Genomic DNA, 19,499 nt, shown 5'->3' with positions numbered 1-19,499 from the left:
ACTGCTACAACGGAGGACGCATGAAAGTGGATCGATCCTGGACGACGGGGGTGCTGGTCGGCGCCATCGCCCTCACGACGGGCGGTTGGCTGATCAACCAGGGTGCGGCTGCGAGCGGCGGGGAGAGCCGTCGTCTCCTCGACGACATTCACCGTCTGATCTCCACGCGCTTCGTCGACGAGATCGCGCCGGACGAGTTGTATCGCATGGCGATCGACGGGATGCTCGAGAATCTGGGCGACCCGTATACCACCTTCCTCGAACCGCGTGATTCCGAGGACCTTCGTTTCACCACCACGGGGAACTACGGCGGACTCGGCGTCCGCATCGACGTGAAGGACGACTGGATCACCGTCGTCCAGGTGCTCCCGAACTCGCCCGCGCTGCGCGAGGGACTCGAAGTCGGCGACCGCATCATCGAGGTCGAGGATGAGTCCGCGGAAGGCTGGTCGGTGGACAAGGCCGTGGACACCCTGCGGGGCGAGCGGGGGGCACCGGTCAACATTACGATCGCGCGTGTGGGCGTGGACAGGCCGCTCGCGATTCGCATCGTGCGCGACGTCATCCAGGTCGCCCAGGCGCAGGGGTTCGTCCTGGACGACGAGATCGGCTATGTCACGCTGCGGGGATTCAGCCGCCAGGCGCAGGAGGAACTCGTCGCGACGCTGGACCGTATCGTCGAGGAAGGCGCGACCGGACTGATCCTCGACCTGCGGCGGAACCCGGGTGGCCTGCTGCCCGAGGGAATCGACGTCACGGACCTGTTCCTGGAGCGCGGCGCCGCCGTAGTGGAGACGCGTTCACGTCTCGATGAGCAGAACTATCTGTTCCGGGCCTCGAGCGGCGACCGCTATGCCGACATCCCCGTCGTCGTCGTCGTGGATGGTCTTAGCGCCAGCGCCTCCGAGATCGTGGCGGGCGCGCTCCAGGACCATGATCGCGCCGTCGTCGTGGGCACGACGACCTTCGGCAAGGGGTCCGTGCAGACGCTTTACGGGCTCTCCGGGAACAACAGCATGAAGGTGACGACCGCCCGCTGGTACACGCCGGCCGGGCGCTCGATCACGAAGGACTTCGACCGCGAGAGCGTCCTTCAGAATCTGGCGGCAAGCGCCGTCGCGATTTCCGGTGAGCCGGTCGCGTCGGCATCGGAGCCGGAAGAGCGGGAGGAGTTCAAGACGACGGGCGGACGGACGGTATACGGGGGCGGCGGGATCACGCCGGACCTGACCGTCTACCGCGACACACTCTCGACCGACGAGCAGGAGCTGCGGCGCCTCGCGACGCGGTCGGGGGCGATCCCGCGCAATGTCGTCTTCCGGTGGGCCGTCGAGTATGCGAACGACCACGACTTCAGCGAAGGCTTCTCCGTCACGCAGGGGATGAGGGATGAGGTCTGGACGGCGCTGGTGGACGCGGGAGCCGAGATCGAGCGGGAACTCTTCGACCGCTCTCAGACCTATGTCGACTGGCTCATCGCGGATGAGTTGGCGGGTGCGGAGTTCGGGGAAGTGCCCCAGCTCCGGAGCCGGGCCGTGCGCGACGCACAGGTGCAGGTCGCGATCGACCTCCTGAGGGAGGCCGATTCGCCGGCGACGCTGCTCACGGTCGCGGCGCGTGTCGCCGAGGAGCGGGGTGCGGAAGGCACGCAGAGCGGGGAGACCGACGGAGGTCACTAGGACGAGCAGGGGCAGCATGCCGCAGGGGCCGTTGAAGAGGTCAGGAGACGAGTTATGAAACAGCGCACGCGACGATCGGCGGTGATCGCAACCACGATGGCTCTGATGGCGGCAACCGCGTGCGCCAGCAACCCTCGGCCCGGGACGTACACCCGGCTCATCATCACCGGCAGCGAGATCCGCGACGCCGGATATCGGTCGGCCTACGAAGCGCTCACCCACCACCGGGAACTGCTCATCTTTGAAGATCGGATCGGCTTCCGGGGTGGTAACGACAGCTCAGGGCTGTTCGGGCGACAGGCGCAGGACTACTACGTGCCGCTGCTGGTCGTGGATGGCGATTTCAACCTGAATGACGCGGTCACCACGCTGCGCCGGATTGACGCGGAGGAAATCGTGTCGATCCGGCTGTACCACCAGAGCATGGTTCCGCCCCGCTATCGCCGGCCGGGCGCGGAGGGCGGAGTGATCGAGGTCAACACCCGCTAGACTGCGGGTCGGTACGCACCTGAACCCCCTGCTTTGAACCGCGAGAGTTCGTGTCGAAGACTTCTCGTTTTCGGCCGCCTGCCTGAGCCGGGCCATGTCAAGACGCGCCTGCAGCCCCGGCTGACCGGGGAAGGGTCCGCCGCGCTCTACCAGGCGTTCCTCGATGATGCCATGCGGCTTCCCCCGGACGGAGTGGGCGTGGAGTTGTGGGTGCCGGCACGGCCGGGAGCGCTGGAGCAGCTCGGGGCCCGGTATCCCGGGGCCCGCATCCGTCTTCAGCCCGAGGGTTCGCTGGGCGACCGGCTCGCGATGGCGTTCGCCTGTGCGCTCAGTGAGGGGACGGAGCGTGCGGTTGCCGTGGGAAGCGACCATCCGACGCTCCCGGCGGGTCATGTCGAAGCCGCGTTCGACGCGCTCGGGGCGACCCCTCTCGTCCTCGGGCCGACCCGCGACGGGGGCTACTACACCATCGGAGCGCAGCGATCCGTCTGGCCGATGGCTCGAAGGCTCTTCGCCGACGCCCCCTGGTCGACGCCGGGACTGCTCGCCTGGACGCGCGCGCGCATCGCGTCGCTGCGGCTCGATTGCACGGAACTGCCGGAGTGGTACGACGTGGATCGTCCCGAGGACCTGGACCACATGGTCCGGGATCTGACGGACGGGAGCGCGACCGCCCGGGCATGGGCGCGGCTCGCCCGGGCCCCCGCGACCGGAGCGAGTGGGCGGTGAACGCGATCCAGGTCACGCTGGAGCGGGCCGGCCAACGGGAATCGACGCATCTGGTGTACGGGATCGTCCACGAAGCCGGCTCCAGCCGGCGTCACGCCTTCGGCGATCCGGAACTGACGGCTTTCTGGCGTTCTTCGATGAAGCCGCTGCAGGTCCTGCCGGTGGTCCGAGACGGTGTGCTCGGGCGCCTCGGGCTCGGGGCGGAGGCGCTCGCGCTGGCGTGTGCTTCCCATCACGGCACGCCACGGCATCTGGACGTCGTGCGGTCGGTCATCGACGCCGCGGCGTTGACTCCGGAGATGTTCGCATGCGGGCCTCATCGGCCGTTCGACGAGGGGGCGGCCCGGAGGATGGATCGGGCGGGGCGGCTGCCTGGGCGGATCCACAACAATTGCTCGGGCCAGCACGCGGCGCTGCTGGCGTTGTGCGTCGCGCGCGGTTGGTCTGTGACGGGATACCAGGAACCGGAGCACCCGCTGCAGCGGACGATCCGGCGCGAGCTTTCGACGTGGCTGCGCGCAGACTGCGGGCGGCTGCCGTGGGGGACGGACGGCTGCGGCCTGCCGACCCCGGCCCTCCCCCTGCGGGACATGGCACGGGTGTTCGCGGAGTTCGGGGCCTCGACGGAGGCGGCCGTACGATCAGTTGTTACGGCGATGACAACGCGCCCGACCTTGGTGTCAGGACCCACGGCGCTCTCGGCGAACCTGATGCGGGCGAGTGAGGGTCGGATTCTCGCCAAGGAGGGGGCGGAGGGGGTCTTCTGCCTTGCGGGCACGGACGGCACGTGGGGCACCAACGGGACATGGGGTGCGGCCTTCAAGGTGCTGGATGGAGCAACGCGGCCTCTGGGGCCGGCGGTTGTGCACGCGCTCGCGACGTTGTCGCTGCTGGAGCCGGAGGAGATCGGACGTCTGACGAGCCTTGCGCGTCCGGTGGTCCGGAACACGCGCGGGGACGATGTCGGTGTGCTGTCGGTGGCAGCTCATGAAAACTGAGACGGGACTCGACGCGCGCACCGGGGCGCTGGTACAGGTCTCCGCGGCCCTCGCATGCCGGAGCGTCGAGCGCCGGCGGATGGCGCTCGAGGCGGCAGCCGCGCACGCGAACCGCTCGGAGGTGGAGGAGGCGCTTCTGCAGGCGCACCTCTTCGTCGGATTCCCCGCGGTGCTGGACGCGTTCATGGAGTGGAGAAGGATGACCGGGAGCGAGGCCGGGATGGAACAGGTGCCGGCGGATCGGGCTGGAGACGGCGAGGCACTCTGCAGGGCCGTATACGGGGACGTGTACGAACGGCTTCGCGAGCATGTCCGCCGCCTGCACCCGGATCTGGATGTCTGGATGGTCGAGCATGGGTATGGGCGCACGCTGTCGCGTCCGCGGCTTTCGGTCGAGACGCGGGAACTGTGCATCGTGGGGCTGCTGGCCGCGGCCGGGCACGAACGGCAACTCCGCGCGCACCTTCACGGCGCACTGAACGTCGGGGCTCCGGCGTGGCGGGTGAAGGCGGCGCTCAACGTCGGCGTGCGGGCGGCCAGCCGGGGGGGCGCCGGGCCTGCGGCTTCCGTCGGAGCGGATGCCGCGAGGATGCTCGCGATCTGGGAGGAAGTTGCGGATCGTGCGGAACAGGACTCGGGGAGGAACCCGGGGCGGAAGGTGGAGGGGGAATCTTGTTCGTCGATGTAGCGAGAATACACGTAGCCGGAGGAGCGGGCGGCGCGGGCGCCGTCGCCTTCCGGCGCGAGAGGGGGGTACCGCGCGGAGGGCCTGCCGGTGGTCGCGGCGGCGACGGCGGGGACGTCATTCTCGTTGCGGATCGCCGGCTCGACACGCTGCTCGACTACTCGTACCGCGAGCACTACAAAGCCGGGCGCGCCGGCCACGGGGAAGGGAAGAACCGGGACGGAGCCTCGGGCGAAGACCTGCGGCTGCCCGTACCGCTCGGGACGCTCGTGCGCGATGTCGAGACCGGAGAACGGGTCGGAGAACTGCTCGATGAGGACGATGAACTCGTCGTGGCGCGGGGCGGCCGCGGGGGACGGGGTAACGCGAGCTTCGCCTCGCCCACCCGACAGACGCCGCGCGAATGGGAACCCGGGGAGTGGGGGGAGGAGAGGCATGTCGAACTGGAACTCAAGCTCATTGCCGACGTGGGTCTGGTAGGCGAGCCCAACGCAGGAAAATCGACGCTCCTGGCACGCGTCACGGCGGCGAAGCCCCGGATCGCGGAGTACCCCTTCTCCACGCTGACACCCAACCTGGGGGTGGTGGGCCTGAGCGGGAGTCGCTCGTTCGTGATGGCGGACATCCCGGGGATCATCGAAGGAGCCCACGCGGGGCGCGGCCTGGGAACGCAGTTCCTCCGCCACATCGAACGTACACGCACGCTTGCGCTCCTCGTGCCGGTGGACGACGCGGATCCACAGGCGACGTACGACCTGCTACGCGAGGAGCTGCGGGCGCACGACGCGGCGCTGGCCGGCATATCGCACTGCGTCCTCCTCACGAAAGCCGACCTGAGTTCCGCCGAGCCGGGGCGGCCGGTGTCGGTCGAGGCTCCCGGGAGCTGGGGCCAGTTCACGATCTCGGCCGTGACAGGGGCCGGCCTCGATCGCGCGCTCGAGGGTCTCTGGGCGCGCGTGCGAGAAGAGAAGGAGTCGGCGGCGCAGGAAGCGGAGGCGGACCCGTTCGGGAGCGCCGAGGCGTGGCGCCCGTGACGGGGACCCGTTCCGCGGAGGAGCGAGCAAGGGACCGGGAGTTGGCGGCGCTCGTGGTCCTGGCCCGCGCGCCCGGCCTCGGGCTGCGTACCGTTCGGCGCCTGGTCGACCGGCACGGCGGAGCGTCGAAGGCGCTTGCGGCCCTGCGCCGGGCGGCGCCGGATGAGTTGCGCGGGCTACGCCGCGGCGGGCGGGTTCCGCTGGCGAGGACGGTCCGGGCACTGGGGCCTGTCGCCGAGACGGCGGCGCAAGCGCTGCTGCGCGAGGTGACGGAGAAAGAGCTCGGCGTCACGGGATACACGGGCTGCGGAGAGGTCGCGTATCCCGTCGGGCTGCGCGATCTCCTCGATCCGCCCCCCGTGCTCTTCCAGTGCGGGGGCGGCGAGCTGGATCCTGAGCGGACGATCGCGGTCGTGGGCACGCGGGCCGCGTCGTCCTACGGGTTGCGCACGGCCTACACCCTGGGCCGGGAACTCGGGCGCTGGGGCTGGACCGTGGTGAGCGGCATGGCCCGCGGCGTCGACGCGGCGGCCCACGCGGGCGCCCTCGACGCCGGCGGACGGACCATCGGGGTGCTGGGCACCGGACACGATCACGAATATCCGGCCGAGAACCGCGACCTGTACCGGAGGATGCGCTTGCACGGGATCCTGCTGAGCGAGTTCGAGCCCGGGGCGCCACCCACGCGGTCGGCGTTTCCGCGCCGCAACCGCGTGATCGCCGCGCTCGCCCGCGGCGTCATCGTCGTGGAGGCGGGTGGAAAGAGCGGGGCGCTCAACACGGCGGACCACGGGCTCGACCTGGGCCGCGAAGTCCTCGCGGTGCCCGGCCGGATCGACGATCCCGGCGCGGCCGGGTGCCTTCGCCTCCTGCGGCAGGGCGCCGGGCTCGTGGCCGGCGTGCAGGATGTGTTCGACGCCCTGGGCTGGCTGCGGCTCGAGCCGCAGGGGCCACAGCCGGAAGAAGGGTCCGCGCCGGTGAGCGAGGGACCCTCTCGCGACATGCGCCTGCTCGGAGCGCTGTCGCGGGGGCCGTGTTCGCCGGACGAACTGGCCGTCGGTCTCGAGATGCCCGTCGCGAAGGTGCTTGGCGGACTGGGGAGGCTGGAACTGGAGGGGTGGGTCGAACGCCGGCCGGGAGGGAACTTCGCCGCCGTCGGGCGGCGGGGCGGATGCTGATGTCAGGCGAGAGTCCGCCACGCTCCCTGTACGTGCACTTTCCGTTCTGCGCACATCGCTGTCACTACTGCGACTTCTCGGTCCACCGCGCGTCGACCCCGCCGGTGTCCCGCTGGCTCACTGCGATCGACACTGAACTCGCCTGGTGGTTCGAGCGCAACGGATGGGATCCGGGGGACACGCTCGACACGATCTTTGTGGGGGGCGGAACGCCTTCACTCATGGGGGCCGCCGGGATGGAGGAACTGGCCTCGCGGATCTCCGCCTGGTTCCGAATCGACCCCGCCCATACGGAATGGACGGCCGAGGCGAACCCCGCGTCTTTCAACGCACGCCTCGGTTCAAGCTGGCGGGCGGCAGGCGTGAACCGGCTGAGCCTCGGCGTGCAGGCCCTGGACGACGCGGTTCTGACCTGGCTGGGGCGGCTGCACGACCGGCGCCGGGCCACGGACGCCGTCGCGGAGGCGAGGGACGCCGGATTCGAACGCGTGAGCGTGGACCTCATCTTCGGTCTCCCCTCGGAAGTCACGCGCGACCTCGAAGCGGAAGTGGAAGCCGTCGCTACGCTTGCCGTGTCTCACCTGAGTCTGTACGGCCTGACGGTCGAACCTCGCACACCGCTCGCCGAGTGGATCCGCCTGGGGCGGGTGGGGGCGCCGGATGAAGGGCGCTACGCGGATGAGTACCGACTCCTGTCGCGCGATCTGCGGGCGGCCGGGTATGAACACTACGAGGTGTCGAACTTCGCCCGGCCGGGAGATCAGTGCCGCCACAACTGGTCGTACTGGAACCGAACGCCTTATCTTGCCCTCGGCCCGTCCGCTCATGGATTCATCCCACCGATCCGCAGTTGGAACGTCTTCCGCTGGGACCGGTATGAACGCGCGCTGAAGGCGGGCCGCGGTCCGCTCGACGGATGGGAAACCATCGGGCCGGAGGAGGAAGAGTTGGAACGCATCTGGCTGGGTCTTCGTACGAATCGCGGGTTGACGCCCGGTTTCACGCGGAAGTTCTCGTCGGATGGACCCCGCCTCGACGATTGGGCCGAGGCCGGGTGGCTGGAGGAGCATGGAGAACGTTGGGCAGCGACGATCGAAGGCTGGCTCCGCCTGGATGAGATCGCCGCCGAACTCGCCGGGGCCGAAAGAGCATGACCCTGCCAACACTGACAGAGCGCGAACAGGCCGTCCTCGCGGCGGTCATCGACTCCTTCGTCCGCACGGCCGCGCCGGCCGGCTCGCGAAGGATCGGGAAGGACTACGCGCTCGGAGTGTCGCCCGCGACGATCCGCAACACGATGGCGGACCTCGAGAGCAAGGGGCTCCTCTCCCACCCCTACACCTCCGCCGGGCGACTTCCGACGGACCTCGCGTACCGGTACTACGTCGATGCGCTCATGCGTTGGGGCAGCATCGGGGAGCGTGACCGGGCGAAGATCGAACGCGAGCTGGGGGACATCGATGCCGGAGGGGTCGAGGACCTCATGGGCAAAGCGGCGCGCGTCCTCAGCCTCCTCACGGGGGAACTGGGCCTCGCGGTGGGCCCCACGCTCGCAACTGCGACGCTCGAACGTCTGGAACTCGTGCCGCTCTCGAGCGACAAGGTGCTCCTGGTGTTCACGATCGAGTCCGTCGTGGTGCGCACCGTATACGTGGACGTGGCCACGCGCGTACCGCGGGCGACGCTCCAGGCGGTGTCTCAGGCGCTGAACGAACGGTTGGCGGGCAGCACGATCTCCGAGATCCAGGCGACCCTCCGCGAACGGCTGGGCGACCTGAGCTTCGAAAACCGCGGCGCCCAGGAACTGATGAACATCTTCGTGCACAGCGGTCCCGACATCTTCGAGTGGGCCCGCCGTGAGCGGGAGATCCACCTCGGGAGCGCCGCGGCGCTGACAGAGCAGCCGGAGTTCACGACGAGCCAGCGTCTGCGGGAGCTCCTGCTTCTCACCGAGCGCCGGGAGCTGCTCGCTTCCGTGCTCGGCGATCGCGGTGGCTCGGACGGTCCCCACGTCACGATCGGCGGCGAGCACGGCCAGCCCGAACTCGAGGATCTGACGATCGTCACGGCGAACTATGCCGTCGGCAGTCTCCAAGGCACCGTCGGCGTCATTGGGCCCACGCGGATGCCGTACGACAAGGTCGTCTCCATCGTCGACTGGACCTCCGATCTTCTCACGCGACTGACCCCGTGAGCGGGAACGGCGACTACTACGAGCTGCTCGGCGTGTCCCGCGACGCGGGTGCGGACGAGCTGAAGAAAGCGTACCGGCGCCTCGCCATGGAATACCATCCGGACCGTAATGCCGCGCCCGACGCGGAGGAGCGGTTCAAGGAGGTGACGGAGGCGTGGGAGGTGCTGCGCGACCCGGGGAAGCGGGAATTGTACGACCGGTATGGCGAGGCCGGCGTACGGCGGGGCGGAGGAGGCGAGGCGCCGTTCTCGGGATTGAGCAACGTCTCCGACGCCTTCGACGTGTTCATGCGGGAGTTCGGGGGGGGCGGCTTCGGGGGCGCCGGTTTCGGCGACCTCTTCGCGGAGGCGCGATCCCCGAACCAGCCGCGCCGCGGCTCGACGCTCAAGGTCTCCGTCGCGATCACCCTTGAGGAAGCGGCGAAGGGGGCCCGGCGCTCCCTTCGCGTCTCCGCTCTGGACGACTGCGAGCGCTGCGACACGACGGGGGCCGAACCGGGGAGCACGGCCTCGACGTGCGGGACGTGTCAGGGAGCTGGCGAAGTGCGCATGGTTCAGCGCTCCATGCTGGGACAGTTCGTCTCCGTGCGGCCCTGCTCCGCCTGCGGCGGGGAAGGCACCTGGATCGCGGACGAGTGCCGCGACTGCCGGCGAACCGGTCGCGTGCGGGTCGACCGATCCGTCGAGATCGAGATTCCCGCCGGCATTTCATCCGACGACTACCTGAAGCTGCGCGGACGCGGCAATGCGGGTCCGCGCGGCGGGCCGCCGGGGGACCTCATCGTGCAGGTGGAGGTCGAGCCCCACGACCGCTTCGAGCGCAGGGGCGACGACCTCGTCCTGGACCTGCCGGTCACATTCTCTCAGGCGGCTCTCGGCGACGAACTGGACGTGCCGACGATCCTCGGGCAGGCGCGGCTCAAGGTGCCGGCTGGCATCCAGGCGGGGCAGATCCTGAGGCTTCGAGGGCAGGGAATGCCGCGCCTGCGGGCCTCGGGCTGCGGGGACCAGCTGGTGCGGGTGCACACATGGACCCCGAGCGAACTTACCCGGCGTCAGCGCGAGATTCTGGAGTCGCTGCGCGAGATCGAGGATGCGCCTCCGGAGCCCCGCCGGGGCGAGGATCCGAGCTTCTGGGATCGGGTGAAGGCGGCGTTTACGGCGTAGCGGATCCAGCCGCGACGGCAGCCGCCGGCTCACGCGCCATCCGCTCCTCCAGGCTCGCGAGGAGCCGGTCGAACGGATCGGCGAACTTCTCGACCCCCTCCGCCAGGAGTTGATCCGTGACTCCGTCGAAGTCGATTCCCACGGCAGCCAACTCCGTCATCGTGCGGCGGGCCTCCTCCACGCCTTCATTCAGGGTGCAGGCCGCGCGCCCGTGGTCCCGGAAGGCGTCGATCGTGTTCTCCGGCAACGTGTTGACCGTCAGGTCGCCGATGAGAGGCTCGACGTACATTACGTCCGAATACGCAGGGTTCTTGGTGCTCGTGCTCGCCCACAGCATGCGTTGCGGACGGGCGCCGAGCGCCGCGAGCCGGGCCCAGCGGTCCGTGGCCAGCCGACGCCGGAAGCCGACGTAGGCGAGTTTGGCGTTGGCGATCGCCGCCCGCCCGAGCAGGGCCTCGCAGCGGGAGCGGTCGATGTCCCCGGCGCCGGCCAGCGCGCCGAGCTGGCGGTCGGTCAGCGCGTCGATCCGGCTCACGAAGAAGCTGGCCACCGAGGCCACATTGTCGACGGGCCGTCCGGCTTCGATCCGCTGCTCCAGCGCCTCCATGTGCGCCTCCGCAACCGCCTCGTACGCTGCGATGGAGAAGAGGAGCGTCACGTTCACGTTCACGCCCTCGAACAGCGCTTGCCGGATGGCGGGAACGCCGGCGGGGGTCCCGGGGATCTTGATGAGGACGTTCTCGCGGGCCACCGTCTCATGAAGCCGCCGGGCCTCCCGCACGGTGCCGTCGGTGTCGTTCGCCAGATGGGGGGACACCTCGAGCGAGACGTACCCGTCGACCCCGTCCGAAGTCTCCCACACGCCCCGCAGGACGTCGCACGCGCTCTGGACATCGGCGATAGTGAGCCGGTCGTAGACCTCCTCGACGCCGAATCCGTGGGCGGTGAAGCGGGCGATGTCGTCGTCGTACTGCGCGCTGCCGGTGATCGCGTTATGGAAGATCGCGGGATTCGAGGTGACTCCTCTCAACCCCTCGGTCTCGACCCGACGCGCCAACTCTCCGTCGACCAGCATCCCGCGCGTCAGATTGTCGAGCCAGTAACTCTGGCCGTGTTCCTGCAGTTGAAGCAGCGCGCTCATCTCTCTCCGCCTCCCGTCCTGTGTCGCGATGTGTGTCAGCTGTCCGATTTCAGATGTCGGGCTTCGATGTCCAGAACCTTGCCGAGCCGACGCTGATGCCTCGGTTCGGCCGAGAAATCCGCAGCCAGAAACGCGTCGGCGATCGCGCGTGCGAGAGCGATCCCGATCACGCGCTCTCCCATGCAGAGGACGTTCATGTCGTCGTGATCGACCCCCTGCGCCGCCGAGTACGTATCGTGGCAGACGCCCGCCCGTACGCCCGGCACCTTGTTCGCGGCGATACAGACGCCCACGGCGGATCCGCAGATGACGATGCCCCGTTCCACCTCGCCGCGAGCCACCTGCTCGGCGACGGCGAACGCGTAGTCGGGGTAGTCGACGGAATCGGTCCCGTGCGTGCCGACATCGATGATTTCGTGACCCGCCTCGCGAAGCTCCGCGGCGAGGGTGTCCTTGTAGCCGACCCCCGCGTGGTCCGCGCCGAGGGCGAGCTTCACGCCGGCTGCGCCGCCGCCAGAACCTCCAGGGCTCGCGCGACGAGGGCTTCCGCGGTGAATCCGAAGCGGGCGAAGTTGTCCGCCGCCGATGCGGACTGTCCGAAGCGGTCGATGCCGATGACGGCGCCGTCCGATCCGATCCATTCCGTCCACCCGAGCGTGGCGCCGGCTTCGATCGCGACCCTCGGCACGCCGGGAGGAAGGACCTCGTCCCGGTACGCCCGCGGTTGTGCGCGGAAGAGTTCCCAACTCGGGAACGAGACCACACGCGCCGATACTCCCCGGGCCTCCAGGGCTTCCGCCGCTTCAACGGCCACCTGCAGTTCCGAACCGGTCCCGACCAGCACGACCTGAACGGGGCCGGATTCCGGTCTGAGGACGTAGCCCCCGCGCGGCACGCCGTGACGGGCGGCGTCCGCCCCGCGGGCGAGATGAGGGACCTTCTGCCGCGTGAGCACGAGAATCGTGGGCCCCGTGCCCCGCTCGATGGCGACGCGCCACGCGTGCACGGTCTCCTCCGGATCGGCGGGCCGCAGCACGACGACGCCGGGCATGGCCCGGAAGGAGGCGAGGTGTTCGATCGGATGGTGCGTCGGGCCGTCGGCTCCGAGCCCGATCGAGTCGTGCGTCATCACGTAGATATTGGGCAGTCCCATCAGGGCGGCGAGCCGCATCGACGGGCGGGCGTAGTCCGTGAACGTGAAGAAGGTGGCGATGTACGGCCGGACCCCGCCGTGGAGGACGAGTCCGTTCGCGATGGAACCCATCGCGTGCTCGCGGATGCCCCAGCGCAGGTTGCGGCCCTCGGGTTCATCTCTCGAGAAGTTCGGTGACTCGATGAGGGTGTTGTTGGAGCCCGACAGGTCGGCGCTCCCGCCGATGAGTTCGGGGAGCCGGGGAGCGAGCGCGGTCAGGATCCGGCCTGAGGCCGCCCGCGTCGCGATCGGGTCGTCTCCCGCCGCGAACCGGGGCAGATCCTCATCCCACGCCGGGGGCAGATCCGACCGAATGCGGCGTTCGAGCTCCGTGGCGAGCTCCGGGTACGCCGCGCGGTATCGCTCGAAGCGCTCCGACCACTCCGCGGCGCGCGCTTCGCCGCGCGCGACCTGCCGCCCCATGTGGTCCCGGACGGCATCCGGCACGAGGAACGGAGGCTCCACCGGCCAGCCGTACGCCTCCTTGGTGAGCCGGATCTCTTCCTCGCCCAGCGGAGCGCCGTGCGCGGCGGCCGTGTCCTGCTTGTTGGGCGAGCCGTAGCCGATGTGCGAGCGGACGACGATCAGGGAGGGCCGATCCTCGACGCTGCCGGCGGCTTCGATGGCCGCATCGAGCGCCGCCACGTCGTTCGCGTCCCCGACGGACTGAACGTGCCACCCCAGCGCCTCGAAGCGTCCCCTGACATCCTCGGAGAAGGCGAGATCTACATCCCCATCGATCGTGATCCTGTTGTCGTCGTAGAGCCAGAGGAGCTTGCCGAGCCCGAGATGCCCGGCCAGCGAGGCGGCTTCGTACGAGACGCCCTCCATGAGATCGCCGTCGCTGCAGATGACGTACGTCCGGTGATCGATGATCGCGTGGTCCGGGCGATTGAACACCGCCGCCAGGTGCGTTTCGGCGATCGCCATCCCCACGGAGTTCGCGACGCCCTGGCCCAGCGGGCCGGTCGTCGTCTCGACGCCATCGACATGGCCGTACTCGGGGTGGCCCGCCGTGCAGCTGCCGGCTCGACGGAAGTTGCGGATTTCCTCGAGGGAGAGGTTGAATCCGGTGAGGTGGAGCACGGCGTACTGGAGGATCGCCGCGTGGCCCGCGGAAAGCACGAAGCGATCCCGCCCGAACCATGCGGGGTCCCGCGGACTGTACCGCATGTGGCGCATCCACAGGGTGTACGCCACCGGGGCAAGCGCCATCGCGGTTCCGGGATGCCCGGAGCCGGCCCGTTGGACGGCGTCCATGGCGAGCGTGCGGATGGTGTCGACGGACTGGGATTCTACGGAAGGATCCGCGCTCGGAGCGGCGGACCTGGAAACGGCTTCGGCGGTCTTTGTCTCGTTCAATAGCCCCCTCGCGCGGGTTGGTCGCCCTTGGCTGGCCCACTGCCGGGAAGCCGGAGGCCGCGCGAGACAACTCGTGATGGGCGGGCCGCTTCGGCGCAGCGAACATAGAGGGATCGGGGCGCCCCCGCAAAAGCCTCCACGCCGAAGCCCGCGACGTTGGTGGCGATGGCCCGCCGACGGCGGATACGTTGCCCGTTGTGAGTGCTCGAGATGACGGCCGGGGCAGGGAATCACCAGCGTCGCGGACGTCGTTGCGGACGTTTTTCGCCGACGGTATCGAGGGGCTTGAAGCCGGCGCGCGCGCCGAACTCGCGAGTGACGAGGTCGGCCATGTCCGTGCCGCCCGGATCCGTCCCGGGGATCGGCTCCTGCTCATCGACGGAGCCGGCAGTCCGTGGGAGGCGGAACTCGTCGGACTGGACCGGCGCCGGGCGAGTTGCCGGCTGCTCGCTCCCCTCCCGTCGGGCCCCCCCCTCCCGCTGCATCTGTGGGCCCCCGTGGCGAATCGCGATCGTTCCCTGTGGCTCGTGGAGAAGGTCGTTGAGTTGGGCGTCGCCACGATCACGTGGATCGAGTGGGAGCGGTCGCGCTCGGTGGCCGACGGCAGTCGCTCCGGAGGCTTCCTTAGGCGGGCCGAGGGCCGCGCCAGGGCGGCCCTGAAGCAATCGGGCCGCGGGTGGCTCCCTCGGCTGGAGGGGTTCGTGAAGCCGGAGGAGGCGTTCGGCCGCCATGAGGGAACCGGGTGGCTCGCGGACCAGGAGGGGCGGCCGCTGCTCGGCGGCGGGATCCCCCGGGACTCGCGGGCGGGACCGGCCGGCCCCCCGCTGACCGTCGCCGTGGGGCCGGAGGGCGGCCTGACGAGTGCGGAGCGTCGGTGCTTCTCGGAGGCGGGCTTCGAACTGTTTTCCCTGAGCCCGGCGACATTGAGGTTCGAGACGGCGGCAGTGGTGGCCGCCGCGGCGGCGGCAGCCATCCTGGCAGACGAAGAGAACGAGGCAGACGAGGACGGGACGACATGACGGATTGCGTGTTCTGCGCCATCGCCTCCGGGGCGATCGGGGCGAAAATGGTCACCGAAACGGACGGATGGGTGGCGTTCCGGGATCTCGAACCGCAGGCGCCCGTACATGTGCTCGTCGTCCCGCGGGCGCACGTGTCGAGTCTCGCAACCCTGCCGGAGGAGGCGCTCGGAGGGCAACTCCTCCTCGCGTGCGCGGCCGTGGCCCGCTCCGAGGGACTGGAAGGCGGGTATCGGATCGTAACGAATGTCGGCGATGATGGTGGCCAGGCCGTACCCCATCTGCACTTCCACGTGCTCGGTGGTCGCCGCATGGGCTGGCCGCCGGGGTAGCGACCGTGGATCACGCGCTCAGAGTGATCGAGTTCGACCGCGTGCTGGCGGCGATCGGCGAACGCGCCGTCTCCGAACCGGGCCGCGCGGCCGTGCGCGCGCTCCGCCCCCTGCCGGATGCGACACTCGCCGGACGCGCACTCGCGGCGGTGGACGAACTGCGGGAGCTCCTCGAGAGCGGAGACGGCTGGGTGCTGGACCCGATCGCGCCGCTGGACGGGGCTCTCCGGCGGCTCGCGATCGAGGATGCGCCGCTCGAGGCTCCCCAACTGCGTGCCTGCGGGCAGGTCATGGCCGTGGCGCGCGCCGCGCGCAGACTGGAGCCGCGCCTCGATCCCGATGGCCTCCCGGCAGAGCAGGTACGGCGGCTGTGGGGAGAGGTGGCCTTCGAGAAGCTGATCTCGCGCACCTTTGATGCCACGGGCGCGGTCGCGGATGCGGCCTCCCCGGAGCTTCGGCGCATCCGGCGGGCACTCGGGACGCGGCGCGGCCGCCTCGTCGACGAACTCACGCGCTACGCCCGCTCGCTACCGGAACGCGTTCGCGTGCCCGACGCCTCGGTCACGGTCCGGAACGGCCGCTACTGCATCCCGGTCCGCCGCGAGGGGAAGGGGGTCGCGGGCGGCCTCGTACATGACGCCTCCGCGAGCCGTCAGACCCTGTTCGTCGAACCTTCCCGCGCCATCGAGGCGATGAACGAGATCCGAGAACTGGAACTTCGCGAGGCCCGCGAAGTGGAGCGGATTCTGCGGGACCTTTCCTCGGCCCTCCGCGCCCGCGCGCCCGAACTCGCCGCCTCGTACGCCGCCCTCGTGGAGCTGGATGCGCTGCGCGCCCGCGCGCTGTTCGCGAGTGAGATGGACGCCACGCCCCCAGCCTTCGTCGAGGCGGTTTCCGAAGGGATCCACATTCGAGGGGCGCGTCATCCCCTGCTCGCCCTCGATGCGGGCGGGGCGGTCCCGTTCGACCTCGATCTCTCGGCGGGCGAGCGCGTCCTCCTCGTCTCGGGCCCGAACGCGGGGGGGAAGACGGTGTTGCTCAAGACGCTGGGCCTCTTGTCCGCGCTCTCGCAGAGCGGGGTCGTGCCGCCGCTCGGTGCCGGGAGCCGGATCCCCTTCTTCCGCCGCTTCTTCGCGGTCATTGGCGACGAACAGTCGATCGATGCGTCGCTCTCCACCTTTGGTGCGCAGGCGCGCAACCTGGCCGAAATCCTGCACGAGGCCGGGGACCGGGACATCATCCTCTTCGACGAGATCGGAAGCGCCACGGACCCGGCGGAGGGGGGTGCCCTCGCGTCGGCGTCGCTCGGACGGCTGGCGGGGCAGGCTCGTCTCACGGTGGCCACGACGCACCTCGGCGACCTCAAGCGCCTCGGGGACGAGAAGGCGGCCGCCGTGAACGCGTCGCTGGAATTCGATGGTACGCGACTCGAACCGACGTACCGTCTCGTCAGGGACCGGCCCGGTCGCAGCTACGCGCTCGTCATCGCGGCGCGGCTCGGGGTCCCGGAAGATGTCCTCGCCGCCGCTCGCGACCGACTGGGACCGGAGCACGTCTCGCTGGACACGCTCGTCGCGCGCCTTGAGGCGGAACGGGACGAGGTCGAAGACCTTCGCGCCGAGCTCGAGCGCCGTGCCGGAGAGACGGTCGAGCGCGAGCGCGAACTCGCGGTCAGGGAGACCGCGCTGGTCGATTCCGAGCGTGCGGCCGCTCGGCAGCGGGAGGCGGAGCGGCAGGCCGCTCTGCGCGAGGCGCGAGAGCGTGTGGAGGCTGCCATCTCGCGCCTCGAGTCCGAATTCGCCGCGGGGGATGAGGCGGGCCGGCGGGAGGCGAAGCGAGCCGCACGAGGGGAAGTGGAGCGGGCGCTGCGGGCGTCATCTCGAGCCCTTCGCTCGCTGGGCCAGCCCGCATCTCCGTCGGAAGAGGCGACGGTGCGAGCCGGCGATGCCGTGCGCTGGAACGCGTCCGACCGACCCGCGCGCCTCGTCGAGGTTCGAGAGGATCGCGGCGTCATCGAGGTGGGGGCACTGCGGCTCACGGTACCGCTGCGGGACCTGACGCCCCATTCTGCGCGGGCAGCCCGTTCGTCCGGGCCGAGCGGTGCCCGCGAGTCGGGCGGGTCAACGGCACGCCGACCGGAACTGAGGGTCGCCACAGAGGTCGATCTCAGGGGTTTGCGCGTCGAAGAGGTGGACGGAGCGCTCAACCCGGCCGTCGATGCGGCCGTGGTCGGCGATCTCCCGTGGCTCAGGATCATTCACGGCAAGGGGACGGGGGCGCTCAGGAAGCGAGTCGGGCAGTTACTCGTCGGGGATCCACGGATCCGGCGCTTCAGGGCCGGTGAATCGAACGAAGGGGGCACAGGCGTCACAGTTGTGGAATTCGAGTAGGCGCGAGTTGAATGGTGCACGTGAGTTGACGGGCCGCGCGGGTCCAGGGGCGGGGGTGCGATCGTGGTGAGCGACGGCCTCGTCGAGGACATCCGGGCGCGGGCGGACATCCTCGAGATCGTCGGAGAGCACGTCCAGCTTCGACGATCGGGAAAGAGCTACCGCGGACCCTGCCCCCTGCACGGCGGCGACGGCCCGAACTTCGCCGTCGACCCGCAGCGCCAGATCTTCAAGTGCTTCGTCTGCGGGGAAGGCGGGGATGTCTTCGGCTTCATGATGAAGCACCTCGGCTTCGAGTTCCCGGAGGCGGTGCGCCACGTGGGAGCGCGAGTCGGGATCGAGGTTCCCGACCGGGAGGAGCAGCGCGAGGACCCGCATGCGGCGCTGCGCGGAGTGCTCGCCTTCGCGGCCGAATGGTTCCAGGGTCGGCTGCGTGAACCCGCCGGCGCCGGTGCCCGCGACTACCTCGAGGGACGCGGCCTGTCGCTGGAGGAGGCGCTGGACTTCGGGCTGGGCTACGCGGACGATGAGTGGCGGGCGCTGCGCACGGCAGCGATCCGGCACGGGATCGAGGAGCGGACGCTGCTCGAACTGGGGTTGCTTGCTACGAGCGAGAGGGCCGAGGAGCCGTACGACCGCTTTCGCGGGCGTCTCATGTTCACGATCGACGATCTGCGCGAGCGGCCGATCGGTTTCGGAGGCCGGATCCTCGACCCGGCCTCCGACGCGCCCAAGTACATCAACTCGCCCGAGTCGCCGGTCTTCCACAAGGGCGAAGAGTTGTACGGACTCAACCGGGCCCGCCACGCCATGCGCCGCGAGGGCCACGCGGCGATCGCGGAAGGGTTCACCGACGTCATCGCGCTCCACCGGGCCGGCCTCGGCTTCGCGGTGGCCGGGCTGGGGACATCCTTCACGGCGGACCAGGCCCGCCGCATCGGCCGATACACGAAACGGGCCTACCTGCTCTACGACAGCGACCTCGCCGGGCTGCGCGCGACCTTCCGGACCGGCGACATCCTGCTCGCCGCCGGAATCCACCCGATGGTCGTGTCGCTCCCTTCGGGCGAGGATCCCGATTCCCTCATCCGGCGTGACGGTCCGGCCGCGATGAGGCACCTCATGGACGACGCGGTGGACCTCCTCGAGCGAAAACTCCAGATCCTCCGTCGCGAGGGATACCTGGACCGGGTGGATGGACGGCGCCGCGCGGTAGATGGCCTGCTCAGCACCCTGAGGGCGGTGGCCGACGCGGCGCTCCGCGACATCTACGTCGACCGCGCGGTGGAGGGACTCGGTATACGGCGCGAGACGCTGGTGGACGAGATCGCACGCCTGGAGAGGTCCCGTCTTCAGCGCCGTCCTCCGGCAGCCGGCCCGGAGCGCCCGGGGCCCGGTCAGCGTCTGGCATCGCGGACCGAGCACGACTTTCTTCTCCTGCTCGTTCGGGACCCGGGACTCACGCGGCAGGCCGTGCGCGTCGGGCTCTCGCCCGACCACATGTCCGACTCGCGGGGCCGCGAGCTGTTCGAGATCCTGTCGACGGCGTCTGATGAGGGCATCGATTCTCCGGACTGGACGTCCGCTACCGACGCCGCCAGGGCGCTGGCGACGAGACTGAGAGAGTCCGACCGGGAGTTGCCCGACGCCGCGCGAGTGTTCGAGGCTGTGGTGCGACGCCTTCGCTATCGCCGGCATCGTGAACGGATCGAGGAGATCGGGCGCGCGATCGCGCTTGCGGAGCCGGAGCAGCAACGTCGATTGTTGAGTGAGAAGCAGGAACTCGTGCGCGAACTTCGTGACGCGGGCGAGTCGGGGACGTTCATGCCGGTGCTCGAAGCGAGACGCCCGCGGTCGGGAGACCGGTCGGGCGCCGGCGCGGCCGGCGGCGGAATGCCGCCCGCGTGAAGC

At 70.0% G+C, this 19,499-nt stretch carries 17 protein-coding genes; 14 read left to right on the top strand and 3 right to left on the bottom strand.

Features of this window, described 5'->3' with window-relative positions:
* Positions 1-20 precede the first annotated feature (20 nt).
* Genes ACOOGH_RS07095 through dnaJ form a run of 10 tightly spaced genes read left to right on the top strand, consistent with a single transcriptional unit; the run spans position 21 to position 10,152 of the window.
* Positions 21-1,679 (top strand): S41 family peptidase, encoded by a 1,659-nt coding sequence (locus tag ACOOGH_RS07095; RefSeq protein WP_420448257.1) that lies wholly within the window; start codon positions 21-23, stop codon positions 1,677-1,679.
* A gap of 54 nt (positions 1,680-1,733) precedes the next feature.
* On the top strand, positions 1,734-2,168 hold the full coding sequence (locus ACOOGH_RS07090) for a hypothetical protein (RefSeq protein ID WP_420448256.1): 435 nt from the start codon (positions 1,734-1,736) through the stop codon (positions 2,166-2,168).
* Between the two features lie 33 nt (positions 2,169-2,201).
* A complete protein-coding gene (locus ACOOGH_RS07085; RefSeq protein ID WP_420448255.1) occupies positions 2,202-2,897 on the top strand; it encodes a TIGR04282 family arsenosugar biosynthesis glycosyltransferase in 696 nt (231 codons plus the stop codon).
* A complete protein-coding gene (locus tag ACOOGH_RS07080) occupies positions 2,894-3,895 on the top strand; it encodes an asparaginase (RefSeq protein ID WP_420448254.1) in 1,002 nt (333 codons plus the stop codon). The genes ACOOGH_RS07085 and ACOOGH_RS07080 overlap by 4 nt, the downstream gene beginning before the upstream one ends.
* A complete protein-coding gene (locus ACOOGH_RS07075) occupies positions 3,885-4,583 on the top strand; it encodes a carboxymuconolactone decarboxylase family protein (protein ID WP_420448253.1) in 699 nt (232 codons plus the stop codon). The genes ACOOGH_RS07080 and ACOOGH_RS07075 overlap by 11 nt, the downstream gene beginning before the upstream one ends.
* Positions 4,568-5,614 (top strand): GTPase ObgE, encoded by a 1,047-nt coding sequence (gene obgE, locus ACOOGH_RS07070; RefSeq protein ID WP_420448252.1) that lies wholly within the window; start codon positions 4,568-4,570, stop codon positions 5,612-5,614. The genes ACOOGH_RS07075 and obgE overlap by 16 nt, the downstream gene beginning before the upstream one ends.
* Positions 5,611-6,792 (top strand): DNA-processing protein DprA, encoded by a 1,182-nt coding sequence (gene dprA, locus ACOOGH_RS07065; RefSeq protein ID WP_420448251.1) that lies wholly within the window; start codon positions 5,611-5,613, stop codon positions 6,790-6,792. The genes obgE and dprA overlap by 4 nt, the downstream gene beginning before the upstream one ends.
* Positions 6,792-7,946: a radical SAM family heme chaperone HemW gene (hemW, locus tag ACOOGH_RS07060; protein WP_420448250.1), complete on the top strand. Its 1,155-nt coding sequence runs from the start codon at positions 6,792-6,794 to the stop codon at positions 7,944-7,946. Before dprA ends, hemW begins: the two co-directional genes overlap by 1 nt.
* Positions 7,943-8,986: a heat-inducible transcriptional repressor HrcA gene (hrcA, locus tag ACOOGH_RS07055; RefSeq protein WP_420448249.1), complete on the top strand. Its 1,044-nt coding sequence runs from the start codon at positions 7,943-7,945 to the stop codon at positions 8,984-8,986. The genes hemW and hrcA overlap by 4 nt, the downstream gene beginning before the upstream one ends.
* Entirely contained in the window at positions 8,983-10,152 is a 1,170-nt protein-coding gene (gene dnaJ, locus ACOOGH_RS07050; RefSeq protein WP_420448248.1) for a molecular chaperone DnaJ, read from the top strand. The genes hrcA and dnaJ overlap by 4 nt, the downstream gene beginning before the upstream one ends.
* Here dnaJ and tal read toward each other — a convergent pair.
* From tal to tkt, 3 genes are read right to left on the bottom strand one after another with little or no spacing between them, the layout of a single operon-like run.
* The gene (tal, locus tag ACOOGH_RS07045) at positions 10,142-11,293 is read right to left on the bottom strand and encodes a transaldolase (protein ID WP_420448247.1); all 1,152 of its coding nucleotides are present in this window, start codon (positions 11,291-11,293) and stop codon (positions 10,142-10,144) included. The genes dnaJ and tal overlap by 11 nt on opposite strands.
* Positions 11,294-11,328: 35 nt before the next feature.
* Positions 11,329-11,790 carry a ribose 5-phosphate isomerase B gene (rpiB, locus tag ACOOGH_RS07040; protein ID WP_420448246.1) on the bottom strand — a complete coding sequence of 154 codons (462 nt, stop codon included), beginning with the start codon at positions 11,788-11,790 and terminating at the stop codon, positions 11,329-11,331.
* On the bottom strand, positions 11,787-13,847 hold the full coding sequence (tkt, locus tag ACOOGH_RS07035; protein WP_420448245.1) for a transketolase: 2,061 nt from the start codon (positions 13,845-13,847) through the stop codon (positions 11,787-11,789). Before tkt ends, rpiB begins: the two co-directional genes overlap by 4 nt.
* 251 nt (positions 13,848-14,098) lie before the next feature.
* Here tkt and ACOOGH_RS07030 point away from each other — a divergent pair, with 251 nt between their 5' ends.
* From ACOOGH_RS07030 to dnaG, 4 genes are all read left to right on the top strand, one after another.
* A complete protein-coding gene (locus ACOOGH_RS07030) occupies positions 14,099-14,866 on the top strand; it encodes an RsmE family RNA methyltransferase (RefSeq protein WP_420448244.1) in 768 nt (255 codons plus the stop codon).
* Positions 14,863-15,198 (top strand): histidine triad nucleotide-binding protein, encoded by a 336-nt coding sequence (locus ACOOGH_RS07025; protein WP_420448243.1) that lies wholly within the window; start codon positions 14,863-14,865, stop codon positions 15,196-15,198. The genes ACOOGH_RS07030 and ACOOGH_RS07025 overlap by 4 nt, the downstream gene beginning before the upstream one ends.
* A 5-nt stretch (positions 15,199-15,203) precedes the next feature.
* Positions 15,204-17,588, top strand: a complete 2,385-nt coding sequence (locus ACOOGH_RS07020; protein ID WP_420448242.1) for an endonuclease MutS2 — start codon at positions 15,204-15,206, stop codon at positions 17,586-17,588.
* 66 nt (positions 17,589-17,654) lie between these two features.
* Positions 17,655-19,496 (top strand): DNA primase, encoded by a 1,842-nt coding sequence (gene dnaG, locus ACOOGH_RS07015; protein WP_420448241.1) that lies wholly within the window; start codon positions 17,655-17,657, stop codon positions 19,494-19,496.
* Positions 19,497-19,499: the final 3 nt, after the last annotated feature.

Origin of the sequence: Candidatus Palauibacter sp., assembly GCF_965213655.1 — a bacterium.
Taxonomy (GTDB): Bacteria; Gemmatimonadota; Gemmatimonadetes; order Palauibacterales; family Palauibacteraceae; genus Palauibacter.
Note: the sequence above shows the minus strand (reverse complement) of the source record. Positions and strands in the feature narration are given on the sequence as shown.

Coding starts and splice junctions, on each gene's coding strand:
- ACOOGH_RS07025 (WP_420448243.1), top strand. CDS start 14,863: ATGACGGATTGCGTGTTCTGCGCCATCGCCTCCGGGGCGATCGGGGCG.
- ACOOGH_RS07075 (WP_420448253.1), top strand. CDS start 3,885: ATGAAAACTGAGACGGGACTCGACGCGCGCACCGGGGCGCTGGTACAG.
- tal (WP_420448247.1), bottom strand. CDS start 11,293: ATGAGCGCGCTGCTTCAACTGCAGGAACACGGCCAGAGTTACTGGCTC.
- ACOOGH_RS07090 (WP_420448256.1), top strand. CDS start 1,734: ATGAAACAGCGCACGCGACGATCGGCGGTGATCGCAACCACGATGGCT.
- ACOOGH_RS07095 (WP_420448257.1), top strand. CDS start 21: ATGAAAGTGGATCGATCCTGGACGACGGGGGTGCTGGTCGGCGCCATC.
- hemW (WP_420448250.1), top strand. CDS start 6,792: ATGTCAGGCGAGAGTCCGCCACGCTCCCTGTACGTGCACTTTCCGTTC.
- hrcA (WP_420448249.1), top strand. CDS start 7,943: ATGACCCTGCCAACACTGACAGAGCGCGAACAGGCCGTCCTCGCGGCG.